This is a genomic window from Neptuniibacter sp. QD57_21 (genome assembly GCF_047778075.1).
In the GTDB taxonomy this organism is placed as follows: Bacteria; Pseudomonadota; Gammaproteobacteria; order Pseudomonadales; family Balneatricaceae; genus Neptuniibacter.
This window is the reverse complement of sequence record NZ_CP180549.1, coordinates 1,818,964-1,836,624: the sequence shown is the minus strand read 5'-3', so window position 1 is coordinate 1,836,624 and position 17,661 is coordinate 1,818,964. Positions and strand designations below refer to the sequence as shown.

The 17,661-nt window shown below is 41.1% G+C and carries 14 protein-coding genes; 8 read left to right on the top strand and 6 right to left on the bottom strand.

Annotation, left to right across the window (positions count from 1 at the left end):
• The first annotated feature begins 670 nt into the window (after positions 1 to 670).
• On the top strand, positions 671 to 2,098 hold the full coding sequence (locus ACMXYS_RS08175; RefSeq protein ID WP_415898208.1) for a sigma 54-interacting transcriptional regulator: 1,428 nt from the start codon (positions 671 to 673) through the stop codon (positions 2,096 to 2,098).
• A 7-nt stretch (positions 2,099 to 2,105) separates the two neighbouring features.
• Here the strand turns inward: ACMXYS_RS08175 and ACMXYS_RS08170 are convergent, their stop codons facing one another.
• Positions 2,106 to 2,771, bottom strand: a complete 666-nt coding sequence (locus ACMXYS_RS08170) for an SDR family oxidoreductase (RefSeq protein ID WP_415898207.1) — start codon at positions 2,769 to 2,771, stop codon at positions 2,106 to 2,108.
• A 99-nt stretch (positions 2,772 to 2,870) separates the two neighbouring features.
• Positions 2,871 to 3,455, bottom strand: a complete 585-nt coding sequence (locus tag ACMXYS_RS08165) for a substrate-binding periplasmic protein (RefSeq protein ID WP_415898206.1) — start codon at positions 3,453 to 3,455, stop codon at positions 2,871 to 2,873.
• A 346-nt stretch (positions 3,456 to 3,801) separates the two neighbouring features.
• Here ACMXYS_RS08165 and ACMXYS_RS08160 point away from each other — a divergent pair, with 346 nt between their 5' ends.
• Positions 3,802 to 4,533: a helix-turn-helix domain-containing protein gene (locus ACMXYS_RS08160; protein WP_415898205.1), complete on the top strand. Its 732-nt coding sequence runs from the start codon at positions 3,802 to 3,804 to the stop codon at positions 4,531 to 4,533.
• A 25-nt stretch (positions 4,534 to 4,558) separates the two neighbouring features.
• Here the strand turns inward: ACMXYS_RS08160 and ACMXYS_RS08155 are convergent, their stop codons facing one another.
• Entirely contained in the window at positions 4,559 to 5,251 is a 693-nt protein-coding gene (locus tag ACMXYS_RS08155) for a hypothetical protein (protein ID WP_415898204.1), read from the bottom strand.
• A gap of 203 nt (positions 5,252 to 5,454) precedes the next feature.
• Here ACMXYS_RS08155 and ACMXYS_RS08150 point away from each other — a divergent pair, with 203 nt between their 5' ends.
• Together ACMXYS_RS08150 and rrtA are read left to right on the top strand one after the other, a co-directional pair.
• Complete coding sequence (locus ACMXYS_RS08150) at positions 5,455 to 7,611, top strand: VIT and vWA domain-containing protein (RefSeq protein WP_415898203.1); 2,157 nt, start codon at positions 5,455 to 5,457, stop codon at positions 7,609 to 7,611.
• An 11-nt stretch (positions 7,612 to 7,622) separates the two neighbouring features.
• Positions 7,623 to 8,324, top strand: a complete 702-nt coding sequence (rrtA, locus tag ACMXYS_RS08145) for a rhombosortase (protein WP_415898202.1) — start codon at positions 7,623 to 7,625, stop codon at positions 8,322 to 8,324.
• A 24-nt stretch (positions 8,325 to 8,348) separates the two neighbouring features.
• Here rrtA and ppsA read toward each other — a convergent pair whose 3' ends face one another.
• Entirely contained in the window at positions 8,349 to 10,718 is a 2,370-nt protein-coding gene (gene ppsA, locus ACMXYS_RS08140; RefSeq protein ID WP_415898201.1) for a phosphoenolpyruvate synthase, read from the bottom strand.
• A 238-nt stretch (positions 10,719 to 10,956) separates the two neighbouring features.
• On the opposite strand from ppsA, the gene ACMXYS_RS08135 reads away from it, so the two are divergent.
• The gene (locus ACMXYS_RS08135) at positions 10,957 to 11,775 is read left to right on the top strand and encodes a pyruvate, water dikinase regulatory protein (protein ID WP_415881266.1); all 819 of its coding nucleotides are present in this window, start codon (positions 10,957 to 10,959) and stop codon (positions 11,773 to 11,775) included.
• A 56-nt stretch (positions 11,776 to 11,831) separates the two neighbouring features.
• Here ACMXYS_RS08135 and ACMXYS_RS08130 read toward each other — a convergent pair whose 3' ends face one another.
• Both ACMXYS_RS08130 and ACMXYS_RS08125 read right to left on the bottom strand, forming a co-directional pair.
• A complete protein-coding gene (locus tag ACMXYS_RS08130; RefSeq protein ID WP_415898200.1) occupies positions 11,832 to 13,169 on the bottom strand; it encodes a hypothetical protein in 1,338 nt (445 codons plus the stop codon).
• A gap of 14 nt (positions 13,170 to 13,183) precedes the next feature.
• On the bottom strand, positions 13,184 to 14,629 hold the full coding sequence (locus ACMXYS_RS08125) for a rhomboid family intramembrane serine protease (RefSeq protein WP_415898199.1): 1,446 nt from the start codon (positions 14,627 to 14,629) through the stop codon (positions 13,184 to 13,186).
• A gap of 358 nt (positions 14,630 to 14,987) precedes the next feature.
• On the opposite strand from ACMXYS_RS08125, the gene ACMXYS_RS08120 reads away from it, so the two are divergent.
• The 3 genes from ACMXYS_RS08120 to ACMXYS_RS08110 all read left to right on the top strand — a co-directional run bounded on the left by ACMXYS_RS08120 (position 14,988) and on the right by ACMXYS_RS08110 (position 17,533).
• Positions 14,988 to 15,668: a FecR domain-containing protein gene (locus ACMXYS_RS08120; protein ID WP_415898198.1), complete on the top strand. Its 681-nt coding sequence runs from the start codon at positions 14,988 to 14,990 to the stop codon at positions 15,666 to 15,668.
• A gap of 540 nt (positions 15,669 to 16,208) precedes the next feature.
• Complete coding sequence (locus ACMXYS_RS08115; protein WP_415898197.1) at positions 16,209 to 17,180, top strand: hypothetical protein; 972 nt, start codon at positions 16,209 to 16,211, stop codon at positions 17,178 to 17,180.
• Positions 17,181 to 17,197: 17 nt separating this feature from the next.
• Positions 17,198 to 17,533, top strand: coding sequence for a hypothetical protein (locus ACMXYS_RS08110; protein WP_415898196.1), 336 nt, complete (start codon positions 17,198 to 17,200; stop codon positions 17,531 to 17,533).
• Positions 17,534 to 17,661: the final 128 nt, after the last annotated feature.

Below are 17,661 nucleotides of genomic sequence, written 5' to 3'. Positions count from 1 at the left end.
AATTCTACCTACCACTTTAGAGGTAGGATTTTGGATAAAATGAGGCCGTTTTGTTTTGTCCCGCATTGGAGACTGATGGCGGAATAATCTACCACAGAAAGTACTGCACCTATCTTTCCAGCTCCGTCTGTTCCCCTGCGTTGATCTAGCACTTTGACCTGTGAACGGAAAAGCCATTTTCAACTCTCCATAATGTTAGGAAAGATCCATGATTGGACTTTCTTTTTATATGGCAAGATCTATACCACCCCATATAAATCAGAGAGTTAAGGGAACAACAGTCCCTTTTGTTTGATTTGCATTAGCGAACCAATTGGATCAAGTTGATTTTTGTTTCACAAACGAACACTTTAAATGACATTACAAGTTAACTATCTGTATTAATTGGTTATTTATTAAAGCAATAACTGTCTCATATTTAAGAATCTTTAATAGAAACGATAATCAAACAATTGTTTAAATCTTTTAAAGATTAATTGACAGTAAGTCATTTGGCATCAATGCTTATTTACGGAAGGAAATCATCGAGCAATATAATAAAACCAGTCTTAAACCATGGCTTTTGGCCTATGGTGTAAGCTTTATGGGCTTTTCAATTTCGTCTTAAGTTGTTTTAGGTTTAAAGCTCGCTTAACTACAAGGAAGATAAGAGAACACAGGGCTGATTCTTATGGAAAAACAACTCGAAAGTGAATCTTATGTGGCTTCAGCGGTAAATCCAGCTATAGTCAGTCAACCAAATGACTCTCATGAAGGTAGCCATATTATTTACTTCAGGCCTAGAACTGAAGAAAACCATGACCTTCCAGATTTAGAAAATGTTCGCGTTCTAAATAACCATGTTCTCGCTGCAACAGATTCACAAAGCGCCAAGCAATTGATGGCTTCTAAGCGATTTCAACTGGGCATTGCTGCTTGTCACTTTCTCGACGATAAAGTACTACAAGAACTCAAAGATATATTCTCCTACGACGAAAATATTCTTTGGATTCTGCTTCTACCTAAGCCCTTTATAGATAACCCTCAAATCGCATCTTTAATTAGTCATTATTGTTTTGACTATCACACCTATCCTGTTGAAATTGAAAGGCTTGGTATCATTCTAGGTCATGCGTTAGGTATGACTAAACTAAGAAACAAAACACTCACATCGGCCTTCAAAAAAGACAACAATTTCCTTATTGGTGAAAGCCCTGTCTTTAAGGAAATTCTTCTTAAGTGCTCTAAAGCTGCAAGGGTTGAAGCACCTGCTTTGCTAATAGGTGAAAGCGGTACAGGTAAAGAGCTTTTTGCTAAGTACATCCACGAACATTCAAACCGAAACGACAAACCCTTTATTGCCGTCAACTGTGCTGCCCTGCCTGCCACTCTTATACAGTCAGAACTTTTCGGGCATGAGAAAGGTGCTTTTACAGGGGCTGATTCAAGGCGCATAGGCCGTTTTGAAGAAGCGCACGATAGCACCATATTCTTAGATGAAATTGGTGATTTGCCTTTAGACATGCAAGTTATTTTATTGCGTTTTCTAGAGACTAAAACGATTGAACGTCTAGGAAGCACCAAAACAATTCATGCCAATGCTCGGGTCATTGCAGCCACGCATGTCAATCTTGAAGAGGCTGTTAAAGAAGGACGATTTAGAGAAGATTTATATTACCGTCTAAATGTACTACCTCTAGATGTACCTAACCTTCAATCCAGAGGTTCAGAAGATATACAGCGAATAGCGAATTATTATTTAGAGCGATATACCAAAGAAAATGACTTAAAGAAAAAGAAATTTAGTTCAGCTGCTCTGAAGTTGATGGGCCAAAACCACTGGTCAGGTAACATCCGTGAACTAATAAATCGGGTATGTAATGCTGCAATAATGTCTGACAGCATGATTATTACGGCCAAAGATATGGGGCTAGATAGAAGAGAAGATGAACGCCGTCTCATGCCATTAGAAGAAGCTAAAAGTAGAGCTGAAAAAGCTGCAATTCTTAATGCATTAAGGCACGCTAACAATAACGTGACCGTTGCTGCATCTATATTAGAGACTTCACGTTCATCTTTATATCGGTTACTCGAAAAGCACCAGATATTAAATAACTAGGTTTTACTTACCAGGGTAAGACTTCACCGTTTGAATGCCAGAATGTGCCTGTGTTGTCGATATTAAGCTCATCAATACGCTGAGACAGTCTTTCCGCTGCCTGATCCGGTGTTATATCACCTACTCCACCAATCATTTCTGTTCCAACTAGTCCAGGGTGTAAGATCGCAACAGCAACACCCCGAGGCTGGAGATCTCGTGCTAAGGACATACCTGCGATATTCAGTGCTGCTTTCGACATGCGATAACCGTATCGCCCACCGCTAGTATTATCAGTGATAGATCCCATACGACTTGTAATTAGCGCTACTTTTGCTGAATTTGATAAATTATCTAGCAACGTCTCCGTTACCAATAAAGGCGCTAATGCATTTGTTTCAAATTGATCGCGAATGGTTTCGACATTCAAATTACCAAGAATCTCATTACGCAAAATACCTGCATTGTTAATCAGCAGATCAATTTTGATGCCCTTTAAAGCCGTTTTTAACTTCTCTAAACCATCATTCTTTGCAACATCTACAGCATCAATGACTTCAACACCCAACTGTTTCAGCTCAGGAGAACAGGTACGGCAAGTGGCAAAAACCTTATACCCCTTAGATTTGTATAACGCGGCAAAAGACAAACCTATACCGCGGCTAGCACCTGTAATAACGACTGTTTTTGACATAAAAAGACCCCTAAGAATAGATCTTGTACTACACGACGTAAGAATCATGTAATTAACTGAGGCAAGTAAACTACAACAGAATAATGAAGGATGTATACGTTATTCTCTGGGGTATAAATACTGATTTGCCAATCTATCGTATTCTCCATCTTTTTTTAGTCGGTCTAATACACTCTGCCATGCCGCGATCTCCTCATCAGGAGTCTGTCTTGAAAACGCGATATAGCCTTCACTTTGATATAAAACGATTGGCGTCTTTTTGATGATTTTTTCTGAAACGCCGCTGGTTTTGAAAACATTAGATACTTCGTGCAGTGAAACAGGTGTGTAATCGACTCGCCCTTCAGCAAGAAGCCTAAAACAACTGTTGTAGCTATTAGCCACTAAGATCAACACAGGAGTCTCAGCTTTTAGGATTCTCTCGTGCCTACTCCCCCGTAGCACACAGACTCTGACCTCTTCGGTAAATTCAAGATAAGAAGTAAGTTGCTTTGTATAGCGGGTATTTTTAAAGAACTGAACGCTGTCTGATTGTAATGGGCCAACCCATTTAAATTTGTTTTCTCGATCTTCATTCCGACTAATATTGAAGATTGCATAGTTAGGTCCTTGCTTTACAAGATCCACCCCTCTCAAAAACGGTACTTCTACTGGATTAAAAGGCTTTTTGCGTAAATCCGACATAGCTCTAACCAATTCAAGATTAAAAGCCCTTCGACCCGCATGTTCTATCCCTCTCAACTCCCCAGAGAAATCTCTAAAAACTGACTTTTTAAGGTTATGGGTAAGAAACTGAGTAGTATGAGACGAGACTTGAGATTCTGCATAGGTAGAGCTACAGATAATTAACAAATAGCATATAAAGCAGCCTAATCTCATCCAATTACTCCAAACTAAAATTTTAGTATGTGATTCACTAAATAGTTTAGACAAGAGTTAGTGGTTAAGAGCGGTAATAACCAATTGATTATCGTGAATATATAAAGCGCTTCGGTTAATATCGCTGTGAGCATAAATTAAGGAATAGATTATGGCGCAAGTTGGACCACTGATAGATACACTCAAACGAGAACTTAAAGCTCAAGGTAAAACCTACCTAGATGTCGCCGAAATTCTTGATTTAAGTGAAGCGTCAGTAAAGCGGCTTTTTGCTGAAAAAAACTTTACCCTCACTCGGCTAGAAGCTATATGCGACATGCTTAATATCGAGCTATCTGAGCTTGTACAGAAGATGAGTAAAGATCAGTGCCAACTGACTCAATTGACCAGAGACCAAGAAAAAGAGATCGCGAATGATCTGATTTTGTTATTGATAACAGTCAGCGTGATCAGTGGAATGACGTTCTCTGACATCCTTAATGCTTATGACATTCCAGAAACAGAATGTATTCAAAAACTAGCTAAGCTAGATCGCCTTAAGATTATCGATCTACTGCCCGGGAACCGCGTAAAGCTTTTAGTTGCCCCTAATTTCCATTGGCTACCTAATGGCCCAATTCAGCAGTTTTTCCAAGAAAAGGTCGAACAAGACTTCTTTAGCTCACGTTTTGATAAAGCCAATGAAAAGCTGATCGTGACTAATGCCATCCTGACCGATAGCTCCAACGCACGTCTGCAAAAGAAAATGGAGCGTCTCGCAGCAGAATTTAACGAATTAATGCAAGAAGATCATTCGGCGCCACAACAGAAAAAAAATGGTACGACCATGGTGCTAGCCATCCGCCAATGGCAATACTCGTTGTTTAAAAAGATCTCTAAATAGTATTGCAGGGCATTTCCTTACGGAGTTAAACCAAAGCACTGCCTTCACTGGTTACCGTTAGCTTCCCTTCTTCTGTGAAAGAGAGTTCAACTGACGGGTACTGTCGATTATCACCCAGCAGATAACTGTATTTGTCGATAATGGCTTCTATCTCTGCTTGTGAATTAGCATTATCCATCTCTTGCCTGAATGGCTCCAGCTCTTTGAAAGCCGCAAGGTGTGATGCTAAAGCATTAACAGTGCTTAGCTCTTTAGCGATAGCTGGTTCTTCTTTCAGGGCTTGTTTAAGCTCATCTGCATAAGGGTAATCAGCTGGCAAAACTATCTGCCCTTTACCGTCATAGTTTATCGATTCAGGTGCTTCTGGAATGTTGTGACGGGACAAAAAATCGGGGAACACTTTTGAAAGGTGATTCTGCAAAGCCCTCACGTTCTGCTCATTTGGCAGCAATAAGCCCTCAATATCGAAAATATCCCCTTCATGGGCAGGCTTTGCTTGGAAGTAAGTGTCTAAATCGTACTCTTTATCACCTTTTGCAGTGCTGAGAGTATAAACAGACTCAGATTCGTTTAGCTGTTTTGCTTCTTCCGTTAAGAACACTGTATTGCCGCTGACAGAGGCTGATCGGCCAGAGTTTGCCAGTGCTGCACTTTGTCCTGTGTGATTCTGATTTGTGCCAATTAAGCTAGAAGTCTGATAATTACTGGAGATATACATATATAACTGCGCCTATGTTAATCCATTAAAACAAGGAATCTATGTTCTGATTGGATAGTCAGCAATCTTCGGGCCAGTTCATAAATAGGTTGGTATTATATTTTGATACTCATAGCTGTTTAATTTAAAACCTATTTTAATTTCATTTTAACAATCGCCTAAACATCACAATCTTGCTCCCATCAATAGATGAGGAACAAGCGATGAAACACTCAACTCCTAACCTAAAACGCAGCAGCCTATTCACAGCGATAGCATTAGGCAGCGCTCTTTTGATGAGCCCATACAGTAATGCTGCAGGACTATTAAAACCGAGCAATGCAGGGTATGAAGAGCTAAAAATCAAAGAACACCATGTCGATGTTGTGATTGAAGATATGTACGCAACCACAACAGTTGAGCAAGTTTTTCATAACCCTAACGCGACTGATCTAGAAGCTATTTACTCCTTCCCGGTTCCAGATAAAGCGGCTGTAGGTGAATTTAGCTATTGGATTGATGGCCAACCTGTTACAGGTGAAGTCGTAGAGAAACAGCGTGCCCGACAGATCTACGAGCAGGAAAAACAAAAGGGAAATGAAACTGCGATCGTAGAGAAAGACCAATACAAAACGTTCGATATCTCTGTCTTTCCTGTAAAGGCTAATCAGGAAGTTAAAATCAAGTTGGTATATCTACAGAATACCCAGACCGATACTGGAATTGGTCGATACGTATACCCTCTTGAAGATGGTGGTGTTGACGAGCAAAAACTGAGCTTTTGGGATCGCAACGAAACGGTAAATGAGAAGTTCTCTTTTGATGTGAAGCTAAGGACCAGCTATCCAGTTGATGGCTTAAGAATGCCTAAACACCCGAATGCATCCTTCCAACAACTTAATGCCTATGAATGGCAAGCAAGCTTGATCAATTCAGCTAACCACCTGACGCAACAGCAGCTAGATCTGGAGCAAGCAGAATTGTCCGAACAGTATGAAACTCAAAACTCAGAAACTCCTATCAATAGCAGTGTGACGACCCTAGATAAAGATATATTGCTGTACTGGCGTCATGCTGAAAACCTACCTGCAAGCGTGGATATGCTCGCGTACAAAGAAGAAGGCTCAAGCAAAGGTACTTATAAGCTGACGTTAACACCGGGTAGCGACCTCCCAGTAATGAATCAAGGTCGAGACTGGGTGTTTGTACTAGATATTTCCGGTTCTATGCACGGCAAATTCTCATCCCTGATTGAAGGTATTAGAAGCGGATTAACACAGTTAAACCCAAATGATCGCTTCAAGATCGTATTATTTAACAATCGAGCTCAGAGTTTCACACAGGGCTACCTACCTGCTGATCAGCAAACAATTAAAGACACATTGCAACGTCTAGATCAGGTACAACCAAGTAGCGGTACAAATCTTTATGCGGGACTTAAGACCGGCATTAATCAACTGGATTCGGATAGAACTACTGCAGTCGTTCTTGTTACAGATGGCGTTGCCAATGTAGGCACGACCGAAAAGAGTAAATTTCTAGATCTACTAGAGCAGCGTGATGCCCGCCTATTTACTTTTATTATGGGTAACAGCGCTAACCGTCCTCTTTTAGAAGAGATGACACGCGTATCCAATGGCTTTGCTCTACAGATTTCAAACTCTGACGATATTAGTGGTCAGCTCCAGATAGCCAAAGGCAAGATGGCTCATGCTTCTATGCGGGACATTCAGATCGAGATTGATGGTGTAAGAAGCAAAGAGCTGGTGAAACCGCGCCTTGCTAATACCCTTTACCACGGTCAACAACTGACTCTATTTGGACACTATTACAAACCAGGCAAGGCAGAAGTGAAGCTGACCGGCACAATCAACGGTGAAAAGAAAACCTACAAGACCAGCTTTAATCTACCTGACGTTGCAACTGACAGCCCTGAATTGGAACGCCTATGGGCTTATGCTGCAATAGAAGAGCTACAAGCTGAGATGGACTACCTAGGCTCTGACAAAGATGCTGAGCAAGCGATTGTTGATACCGCTGTGGAATATGGCTTGGTAACTGACTACACATCTATGATCGTTGTAAGAGACGAAGTCTTCAAAGCGATGAATATTGAGCGCTCTAATCTAAAACGCGTTGAAAAAGAACAGACCGCTCGTCAAAACCGAGCACAACAACAGATTACCGCTCAGCAGAATCGCGTAGATGCTCAACAGCCAATGTTTGTCGATCAATCGAAAGATCAGGCTAACCAGAACCAAACTAGACCGAGTGTTTCATCAACACGCACAGGTTCAGGTGGCGGTGCTGTATCACCATGGTTAGTGATCTTTATCGCTGTAGCCATTGCACTAGTACAAATTCGTCGCTTTAAGCGCTAAACAGAGCTGAAATGGCCATGAATTTGTTCACCTCAATCGCAACTGCCCTTCGGGGCGGTTGTGACTCTCGTCATGCTCTTAACGATAACGAGCAGTCAACAAAAGTACCGCTGATCACCTTATCTATCATCGTCAGTGTTTTGAGCATCGGATTACTAGGTTATTTCTATCCTGTGCTTTCATGGCTCTGCTTTGATTACGCCCTAATTGCTGAGCAACAACAATTCTGGCGTTTAATTACAGCCCATTTTGTTCATAGCTCTACAGAGCACCTTTTTTGGGACCTGTTAACCTTTACCGCCGCAGGAGCGTATTTAGAGAAACGTAACCAAAAGCTATTCATATATGGATTGCTTGCAAGCCTAGTGACCCTATCCATCTTTCTACTTTCACCACTAACAGATATAGCGCGATACAGTGGCTTATCTGGGATCCTATACACTGTAATCTGTTTAGCAGCATGGCAATGGTTAAGAGAGGAAAAAGGCTTTATCGCATGGCTACCGTTGATAGCGATCGCTGTTAAAACGGTTACTGAGATATTTATGCAGGATACAGTCTTTGTAACTGAAGGATGGGCGGTATTTAGTGAAGCACATCTCGTTGGGGCTGGTACTGCATTGTTTGTAGGCTTTTATCAGGCTGTAAGAAGTGCTGATTTGAAATTATTTTCATCTCTTTCAAAAGCAAAAAGCGCCATTAAGAAACCTTAATAGCGCTTTGATTTATAAAAGCTTTTAGCTTTCTTGATTATTTGCCAAGAAGAACCAAGTATCGAGAACAGAATCAGGGTTCAAAGATACTGTGCTAATTCCCTGCTCCATCAACCAACGAGCTAGATCAGGGTGATCGGATGGGCCTTGGCCGCAAATACCGATGTACTTGCCCTGCTTCTTACATGCTGAAATAGCCATGGAAAGCAGCTTTTTAACCGCTTCATCTCGCTCATCGAATAGGTGCGCAATAACACCGGAATCACGATCCAAGCCCAGTGTTAACTGCGTTAGATCGTTAGAGCCAATAGAGAAGCCATCAAAGTGTTCTAGGAACTCATCAGCAAGTAATGCATTAGATGGAATCTCACACATCATGATTACACGTAAACCGTTCTGACCACGCTTAAGTCCATTAGCAGCAAGCAGATCAACAACCTGTTTCGCTTCACCCGGGGTACGTACAAACGGGATCATTACTTCAACGTTAGTAAGCTGCATCTCATCGCGTACACGCTTAAGAGCACGACATTCAAGTTCGAAGCAATCACGGAAGTTTTCAGAGATGTATCGTGCTGCACCACGGAAACCAAGCATTGGGTTCTCTTCACTTGGTTCAAACGCATCGCCACCGATTAGATGACCGTATTCGTTCGACTTAAAGTCAGACATACGTACGATCACTTTCTTAGGGTAGAAAGCAGCGGCCAATGTAGAAATACCTTCTACCAGACGATCAACATAGAAATCGACTGGGCTGTCGTAACCTGAAATACGGCGAGATATAGTCTGCTGCAGTGCGGGTGGCTGCTGATCGAAATTAATCAATGCTTTAGGGTGCACACCAATCATGCGGTTAATAATGAATTCTAGGCGCGCTAGCCCCACACCTGCATTTGGCAGTGCCTGAAAATCAAATGCACGATCAGGGTTGCCCACGTTCATCATGATTTCGAAAGGTAGATCAGGCATAGATTCTACACTGTTAGACTGGTGCTCATAATCCAGTTTTCCAGCATAAACTCGACCGGTATCACCCTCAGCACATGAAACAGTCACAACTTGACCATTAACAAACTGTTCCGTTGCATCCCCACATCCAACAATCGCAGGAATACCCAATTCACGGGCAATAATTGCAGCATGACAAGTACGACCACCGCGGTTTGTAACAATAGCTGCAGCGCGCTTCATAACAGGCTCCCAATCAGGGTCTGTCATATCTGTAACAAGCACTTCACCCGGCTGTACTTTCTCCATTTCATTAATGTCATGGACGATACGTACATTACCAGAGCCAATTCGATGACCTATAGAGCGGCCTTCAACAAGTACTTGGCTGGTTTCTTTTAGTAGGTAGCGCTCAATTACCGCTTGATTACTGCGGCTCTTAACAGTTTCAGGACGCGCCTGAACGACAAATAGTTCGCCCGTATCGCCATCTTTAGCCCACTCAATATCCATTGGGCGGCCATAGTGGTTTTCGATCTCAATGGCAATCTTCGCTAATTGCTGAACATCTTTATCATCGATGGAGAACTGCTGGCGCTCAGCCTGATCAACTTGAACAGTGGATACAGGATTGTCTGAACCCGGCTCAGAGTAGACCATCTTGATCGCTTTAGAACCGATCGTTTTACGAATAATTGCTGGTGCACCCATTTTTAGGGTTGGCTTATATACGTAAAACTCATCTGGGTTAACCGCGCCTTGTACAACGGTTTCACCTAAGCCGTATGCAGAAGTAATAAAAACTACGTGGTTAAAACCAGACTCTGTATCCAACGTAAACATTACACCGGAAGAGCCAGTTTCACTGCGAACCATGCGCTGTATACCGGCAGAAAGCGCTACTTCACTGTGCTCAAAACCATGGTGAACACGGTAAGAGATAGCACGATCGTTATAGAGAGATGCAAATACCTCTTTGATCGCGTGTTTAACATTGGCTAGACCTCGAACGTTTAAGAATGTTTCCTGCTGCCCGGCAAAAGAAGCATCCGGTAGGTCTTCAGCCGTTGCAGAAGAACGAACTGCCACAGCGATATCTTGATTTTCAGCAGACATATCAGCCCAGTACGCTTCGATCGCTTGATCAAGTTCTGGTTGAAACTCTGCTTCCATGATCCAATCACGTACCGTCTTACCGGTCTCTTTTAGTGCTTGGATATCATTAGTATCAAGCTCTTTAAGCTTGGCATTAATCTTATCTTCTAGACCGCCATGAGTTAGGAAGTCACGATAGGCATCAGCCGTAGTTGCAAAACCATTTGGCACTTTAACATTCGCGCCAGTAAGTTCTTGTAACATTTCGCCAAGAGAAGCGTTTTTACCGCCTACTCTTTCTACGTCATTCATTCCTACCTGATCTAGGCGCAGTACATAGTTCTGCAACTGTATATCTCCTACTCTGGTGTATAGTTATTACTTCTAATAATGGTGAGATCTTACTGCACTCAGCAGCAAAAATCCCCTGAAAAAAGCGCATATATGGTGGATTACTTTGATGATAATCAGACTATTGATGAAATCATGACCAATCGCTGAAATATGGCTGCCGATGATAGCCGCAACCCTGCTCTACATCTGGTATAGTCAGCCATATATTTTTGTTGCAGATTGTAAGTAAACAATGAAACGAACAGCTTTTTTTATTTCAGACGGAACAGGTCTAACCTCAGAAGCATTGGGGCATAGTTTGCTTGCTCAGTTTGATAGCATTGAATTTGAACAGATTACTCTTCCCTACATAGATGACGTTGAAAAGGCTCGCGAGGCCGTCCAGAAGATCAACCAAGTTGCCGAGCAACATGGCACTCGCCCTTTGATCTTTGATACGGTCGTAAATGAAGATATTCGTAATATCATTGCCGAATCGAATGCCTTTAAGATCGATGTCTTTTCAAGCTTCCTAAAACCTCTAGAAAACGAGCTTGATGCTCACTCCAATTATTCCGTAGGTAAATCCCACGGTATCGTTGAGCGTACTCGCTACAAAGACCGCATAGATTCAGTAAACTTTGCAATCGATAATGATGACGGTGCGCGTACACGCCAATACGCCAATGCGGATATCATCCTTGTAGGTGTATCCCGCTGCGGAAAGACACCAACGTGCCTTTATATGGCGATGCAATTTGGTATCCGTGCAGCAAACTACCCTCTGACCGAAGAAGATATGGAGTTTAATCGCCTTCCTGAAGTACTAGAGGAACATAAACATAAGCTTTACGGTCTGACAATTGATCCATTCCAGCTTTCTGCGATTCGTCATGAACGCCGTCCTAATAGCCGTTATGCTTCACTTGATCAGTGTGATTTCGAAGTACGTGAAGTTGAGCGACTGTTTAAGAAGCTAAATATTTCAACGATCAACACAACAAATTTCTCGATTGAAGAGATATCTACTCGAATCATGGCTCAAGCAGGCCTTGAACGACGAATGAACTAACAAAACAATAAAGGAGCCTTTCGGCTCCTTTTAATATAACAAAACAACCGCCGTTTTTACTCTGCTTCAGCCATTTTAGCTGCCATTTCCCTGTATTTTTCAGCTTGCTGTCCTTTACCTGGCATCGCCTCAAGTGCATCAGCCATTAGCTCATAAGCTTTAACTCTACCCTCGTACTGTGGGAATTCTCGATGCAGACCATTCAGTAATTTAATAGCTAATTTATACTTGCCAGCCTCATGGCATTTCTTAGCTATCTCATGCCTAGCTGCGGGATCTTTCAACTTGAAATTAGGGTCGTATTGATAAACGCGTTGGATCAAAACTGGAATTAATGATTCCCGATTAGACTGCTTTAGGCACTCAAGATAATTCGGGAAAAAGACACAAGTATCTTCAGAGTTTTGGATTGCGCAGAGATAATCAAAATAACGGTTAAAGATATCTAATTCTTTAGGGAACCGCTTTATACCCTCTTTAAATTCGTATGAAACATCCTCAAAGCGCCCCTCTTTCGTAAGCACTTCGACCTTGTCCATAAAATGCAGTTTGTCAGTACGGATCTGCATCTCATCTTCATCAAACCGGCTAGCAAAACCTAAAGCACGTTGCTTCTGGAACAATAGGTACCCCATGAGATGAAAAATCACGATTAGATAGTAATAAGAGGTAATGCTTTCCAATATGTTTGAAAAGAAATAGAAATCAGAAAAAAGCTGATTGAGCGTCGCAACCGATGCAATCATGATCAACAAAAAAGCAAGCAAAATGAGATAGGATCGACCTAATTTGCACACCAATTTAATCAACTCAATTGGGTTTATAGCAGCGCCGATACTTTCAAATCTTGCATAGTTGATAAAGACCGCTGGAAGTGAAAACAACCAAAATATGGCAAATGCCGTTGTAACAAAATCACCAAATGTTTTAGAAACCGCAAGCAGCATCAGGCCTATTGCCAAAAAGATGGCGATAATATGAATAATCATTTTAACGCCACCACTATAGGCTGCGGTTACTAATGGTGCTTTCGTACTGCCATCAGCCGTTTGCTGTAAACACATAAAGCTATATTTAGTGGTTACCCCGGCGACCAAAATAGAAAGAATAAAGCCAATCAATCCACCAATAAATGCACCTACAGCAGAGAAAATGGATGCTCCTAGAATAAGCATCAGTACTTGGGCATCCATGGGATAGCGAAATGCCTGATCAAGTCGACGCCAAAAAGGGTCGATATTTTCCCCTGCCCCCAAACTATCTAAACGCTCACCACAGCGGACACAACGAATGTCTTCATCAGACTCATCAACACAACTATCACACACACTAAGATGGCAAGCATTACAGTGATAGGTAGATGCTTTTAAAGGGTGGTATTTGCAATGATCCATATAAGCCCTAACCACTAATTAAATAAACCACGACGGCTTCTTTCATAGATCTCATCAGCAGCAGTTGCATAACGTTTACATTTTACCTCATGCTCCCGTTCACCGAATGCCACGGATAACTTCCTAGCTAAATGACTAAACTCCTCAGTTTTCATCCCACGGCTATAAAGCATGGTAAAAATCTCTTCAGAAGTTTTAAGGCTAGATAGCGTTGCCATTTTCCAAGCAAGTTGTAGAAGATCATCATTTTTGAGTTCTTCTTGAGCAAACGTACTGCAGTGCCATAGCTCTTCAATCTTATCAAGCTCTTCAGCAGTCGGCTTTTCGTAAGTTAAAAGCTGTAAGGCTACTGATCGATAATCATCGTTATGCTGAGCCTTTAGAATTTCATACTTCACGCGCCTCAGTTCAAAATCAGAACCGTACTTTTCTTCAAACTCATCAATGGCTGAAATAGCTGTTTTAAAGGAGAATTTACCTAACAGATGGTAGATCTTATCTCGCGCCTTAACGTCTTCTGCAAGGTCTTCCTTTTTTTCTAGGTATTCTTCATCCAAGACTTTTGGGGAAACCATAATTGTCGTAAATATCAGTAATGCACCAGCGATAAACCCACCCGTATGCGCCATAAAAGCGACGTTAGAGTCGGTCACAGTGGCAAACTGATAAAGCTCGTTGGCAATATAAAGTCCTAATACCCATAAGGCTGGCGCACGCATGAAGCCAACAAAGATGAAGAACCAATAGAAAAACTCTATCTTCCTAAAACGGAAAACACCTAAATACATTGCCATAACTGCAGAAATTGAGCCTGAGGCTCCAACTAAAGCACTTGGACTTTGCGAATTAACCAATAAGAAAAGTACCCCACCGGCGATTCCGCCAAGCAAATAAAAGAGCAAAAAGCGTAGATGGCCAATGGCAGCCTCAACTGCAAATCCAAAAATGACTAAGAAGAATATATTGCCTATCAGGTGAAAAAAATTGCCATGCAAAAACTGGTAGGTAACCAAATCAAGAGGCGAAAATGCTTTTGGTTTTAAACCATGACCAAAAATAGTGGTACTCGAAATGAGATCATATAACTCAGAACGATTGAGCCAATAATCACCACTACCCGGTTCATCAAAACGTACTTGATTATAGCGCAGGTATTCAAAGAAATTTAAGTCACTTAGCAAATAGTAACTTAACTCAAGCGTGTTCCCAGATCGATGCAGGTTCTGATATTCGACTATCTGCTTATCGGCTACCCCATCTTCTTTGAGGTAGTTAAGGTACATGTCCCATTCAGCATCGAAATACTGTAGTTCTGTGTAACGATTAAGTGCATCATTAATCATCTCTTCGTCTTTATCTTGAGCGAAGAAAAACACCAGCGCATTCAATATAACCAATAAAAACAGTACAAAAGGTGGTCTGCGCCAATCGAATTTTTTCTCAGTTGGGATTATGACCATAGTTTACGATTCCGTTCTCAACTGTTTGGTAATTTCCTTTGGATTAACAAAGGGTAACACATACAGAAGACGCTATAATTTTATGCGGTTTAGAGTAAATTTAGTTGAAAAGCTGCAAAAACCAATAAAACGACAAAAATCTTACAACCTTTCATGAAATCAATCTGTTAGGTTAAAATTTAAACAATCTAATTAAGATAATAAATTGTCCCTTGGAACTATAAGGTCATGTTGCACTTTTATTACAAAGCCAGCTTATGTGGTTCTGATTGCTATCTGACGAATTACTGTAACAATTAAATCTAAGTGCTTTATGCGTTACATTGCGAATCTGACTCAGAGATAATGGAGCTTTTAGATGTCACATCTATCCAAGTTTTCACACTTATTCCTGTTATTACTCTGCTTCTTTGCCAACCCGGTGGCCGCCAGTAACGAAATTGGTAAGGTGGTCCTAATTCAAGGAAAGCCTTTGGTTGAACGGCAGAATCAACATCTGTTTATCAAAAGGAATGATCCCCTATTTACAGAAGATGTTCTGATCACTCCTGTAGGTAGCAAGATCCTAATCAAACTTGCAGATAAAACCACTATATCTCTGGCCGAAAACACTCAATTTGAATTATCCAAATACCAATTTGATAAGAAAAAACAAACTTCAGATGTCAGTTTCAAAATGCTTAAAGGAGCATTCAGGACGCTGACAGGCAGTATAGGTAAACAAAAACAGCCTAAATTCGAGATACACACCCCTTTGGCAACTATTGGTGTCCGCGGCACAGAGTTCTGGGGAGGTATGATTTTTTCAGATGCGCTGGATGTAACCATGCTTGAGGGTAAAGGTGTATACATCAAAAACGAACATGGGCAGGTAGAGATCACCCGACCAGGTGATGGCACTATGGTTTCTAAAGGCATGAAGCCTTCGGAAGTGTCTATGTGGGCTAAGGAAAAGCTGAAGAAAGCAGCTGCTGCTACGGCACTTAAAGCACCACGGGAATTTGAAAGCCTATTACCGAATACTGATTATATAGATTAATACTATAAAGTATTTCAAAGATGGCTGTGTAGAAAAGAAGATTAAGCTTTCTAATTTCCTTCTCTAGGCAACATTTAACACATACACCTTTGTTCAAAATTAGCTCTAGAGCAGCAAAAATCGAATCAATTCAAAAAAGCAAAAGGTAAATGCATTAACCCGAATTGCCAACATCCCCGCCATCAGGTCGATGCAAGTTAGCTGACATAAAGCTACTTTATGAATGTGTTGAGCTAAGTAGGTATAGAGAAAAACATTGCACAACATCCAGTTACGATTTTTTCTGCACTACAGCTGTGGTAACACATCGTGTTCAATATCAAAGCTCTATGCAAGATAACTGCAGGGCAGCTCACAACAACTAGCTAAAACAAAACTGGAAACTCAGAAACCTCATAAAATACGAAAAATACTTAAAAGATATTTCATTGTAATTTAAATATTAAAGGTACAATCTATATACATTCGTAGATGAGAGATGGAGCTCTTGAGTTGTTGCTTCGATGTACTTGAATCGTTAAGTCAACATAGGATGGAACCATGAACAAGATACGACTCAGCGTAGCCATTGCGATGCTGTCTATTGCAGGCTGCAAAAGCACCCCAGTTAATGATGTTCAATCATTCGCAGATACTACTCAAACATCCCAGTCGCAAATCAATACTTTGATTAGTGAATACAACAACGCTGCCGTTGAAGAAAAGCTCTTAGAGATTGCGTATAAAAATCAAAAGATCTCTACACTAGATCTAGACCAAGCTCAACAGAAGAAGTTAGGTAAAACAGAGCCCCTCTACACCTTAGTTGTTATGAATAATGCCTTGGGAGCTTATGTCAGATCGTTATCCGCACTGTCTACTGCAGGCAATCAAGAAAAGGTAGAGCTTGCTGTAGGCCAACTAAATAGCTCATTAATTAACCTAGATGCTAACTACCAAGCCTTAACGGATAAGGAGCCCCTGTTTTCAAAGGAGAAAAACAGCCAAATAGCCAGCATCGTCGCCTCAATACTTCAGGCTCGTGCAGAGAAACGTCGCAATGAGCATATCGAAAAAATTGTCACTGCTGCAAACCCCGAAATACAAATTATGATCGATAAAGCAATAGCGTTGATCAAAACAAGGAAATTTGAAGCAGCGATCAAAGACCATCGGAATGAACAATTACTCGTTGTAATAAATGATTACAACAATAGTAGAGGCCCCAGAAGCAGTAACGAAGAGCGAAAAGAAAAACTGGATCGCATTTATGAAATGTATTCAGAAAAAATCACAATCACTCAAGAAATTAAAACGGCCATTAAACAATTAGAGCTAATCAAAAAAGGACACTCCAAACTCCTTGATGTATTCAAGGATGAGGAAAACCAAGTCAAAGAGCTTCGAACAACCATTGCCTACTTAAAAGGAATAAATGATCGTCAGAGTGCCCTAGAAACACTTTATTCTAGTTGTGAGTCTCACATTGTTCTAGATAAAGGCCAGATCACTTGCAAAGACGATAATCACTAGACACGGAGAAGATAACAATGACAACGGTAAATGATGCGTTAATTGCTCTCACAGTAGAGGCAATCGAAGAGACTTACATTCTCCTTCAGCTAGAAACTAACGATGAACTTAAACCGGCGCTCTATGATCAATACCAATCCCTAAAAGACAAGAGGGATGAATTATTTGACGCAGAAGCACTAGAAGCTAGCGAACAACTAATGGCTGCAATAGTCGCACTTGCAGAACATACGAAGTCAGCTAGAGAAGCTACAGACGCAGTCAATAAAGACATCGATAGAATCAATAAAATCACTAATAAGATTAATAAAGGTGTGAAAGTGCTAGAGAAGTTAGTAAATGTATTAACTTGATTTAAGCTTTTATTAACATACAGGTTAAGCCGATTTAGCGTAACTAAATTGGCTTAATCTAAATCTGGCAGCGGCGGCAACAGAGCTTAAACAACGACAAAACGAAAGCGATGATTATCTAAACTATT

What these genes read in the sequence shown, in the direction of transcription:
- ACMXYS_RS08165 (WP_415898206.1), bottom strand. Translation starts at nt 3,455, where the DNA reads ATGTCGGATTTACGCAAAAAGCCTTTTAATCCAGTAGAAGTACCGTTT.
- ACMXYS_RS08130 (WP_415898200.1), bottom strand. Translation starts at nt 13,169, where the DNA reads ATGGATCATTGCAAATACCACCCTTTAAAAGCATCTACCTATCACTGT.
- ACMXYS_RS08155 (WP_415898204.1), bottom strand. Translation starts at nt 5,251, where the DNA reads ATGTATATCTCCAGTAATTATCAGACTTCTAGCTTAATTGGCACAAAT.
- ACMXYS_RS08135 (WP_415881266.1), top strand. Translation starts at nt 10,957, where the DNA reads ATGAAACGAACAGCTTTTTTTATTTCAGACGGAACAGGTCTAACCTCA.
- ACMXYS_RS08125 (WP_415898199.1), bottom strand. Translation starts at nt 14,629, where the DNA reads ATGGTCATAATCCCAACTGAGAAAAAATTCGATTGGCGCAGACCACCT.
- ACMXYS_RS08120 (WP_415898198.1), top strand. Translation starts at nt 14,988, where the DNA reads ATGTCACATCTATCCAAGTTTTCACACTTATTCCTGTTATTACTCTGC.
- ACMXYS_RS08115 (WP_415898197.1), top strand. Translation starts at nt 16,209, where the DNA reads ATGAACAAGATACGACTCAGCGTAGCCATTGCGATGCTGTCTATTGCA.
- rrtA (WP_415898202.1), top strand. Translation starts at nt 7,623, where the DNA reads ATGGCCATGAATTTGTTCACCTCAATCGCAACTGCCCTTCGGGGCGGT.
- ACMXYS_RS08160 (WP_415898205.1), top strand. Translation starts at nt 3,802, where the DNA reads ATGGCGCAAGTTGGACCACTGATAGATACACTCAAACGAGAACTTAAA.
- ACMXYS_RS08150 (WP_415898203.1), top strand. Translation starts at nt 5,455, where the DNA reads ATGAAACACTCAACTCCTAACCTAAAACGCAGCAGCCTATTCACAGCG.
- ACMXYS_RS08110 (WP_415898196.1), top strand. Translation starts at nt 17,198, where the DNA reads ATGACAACGGTAAATGATGCGTTAATTGCTCTCACAGTAGAGGCAATC.
- ACMXYS_RS08170 (WP_415898207.1), bottom strand. Translation starts at nt 2,771, where the DNA reads ATGTCAAAAACAGTCGTTATTACAGGTGCTAGCCGCGGTATAGGTTTG.
- ACMXYS_RS08175 (WP_415898208.1), top strand. Translation starts at nt 671, where the DNA reads ATGGAAAAACAACTCGAAAGTGAATCTTATGTGGCTTCAGCGGTAAAT.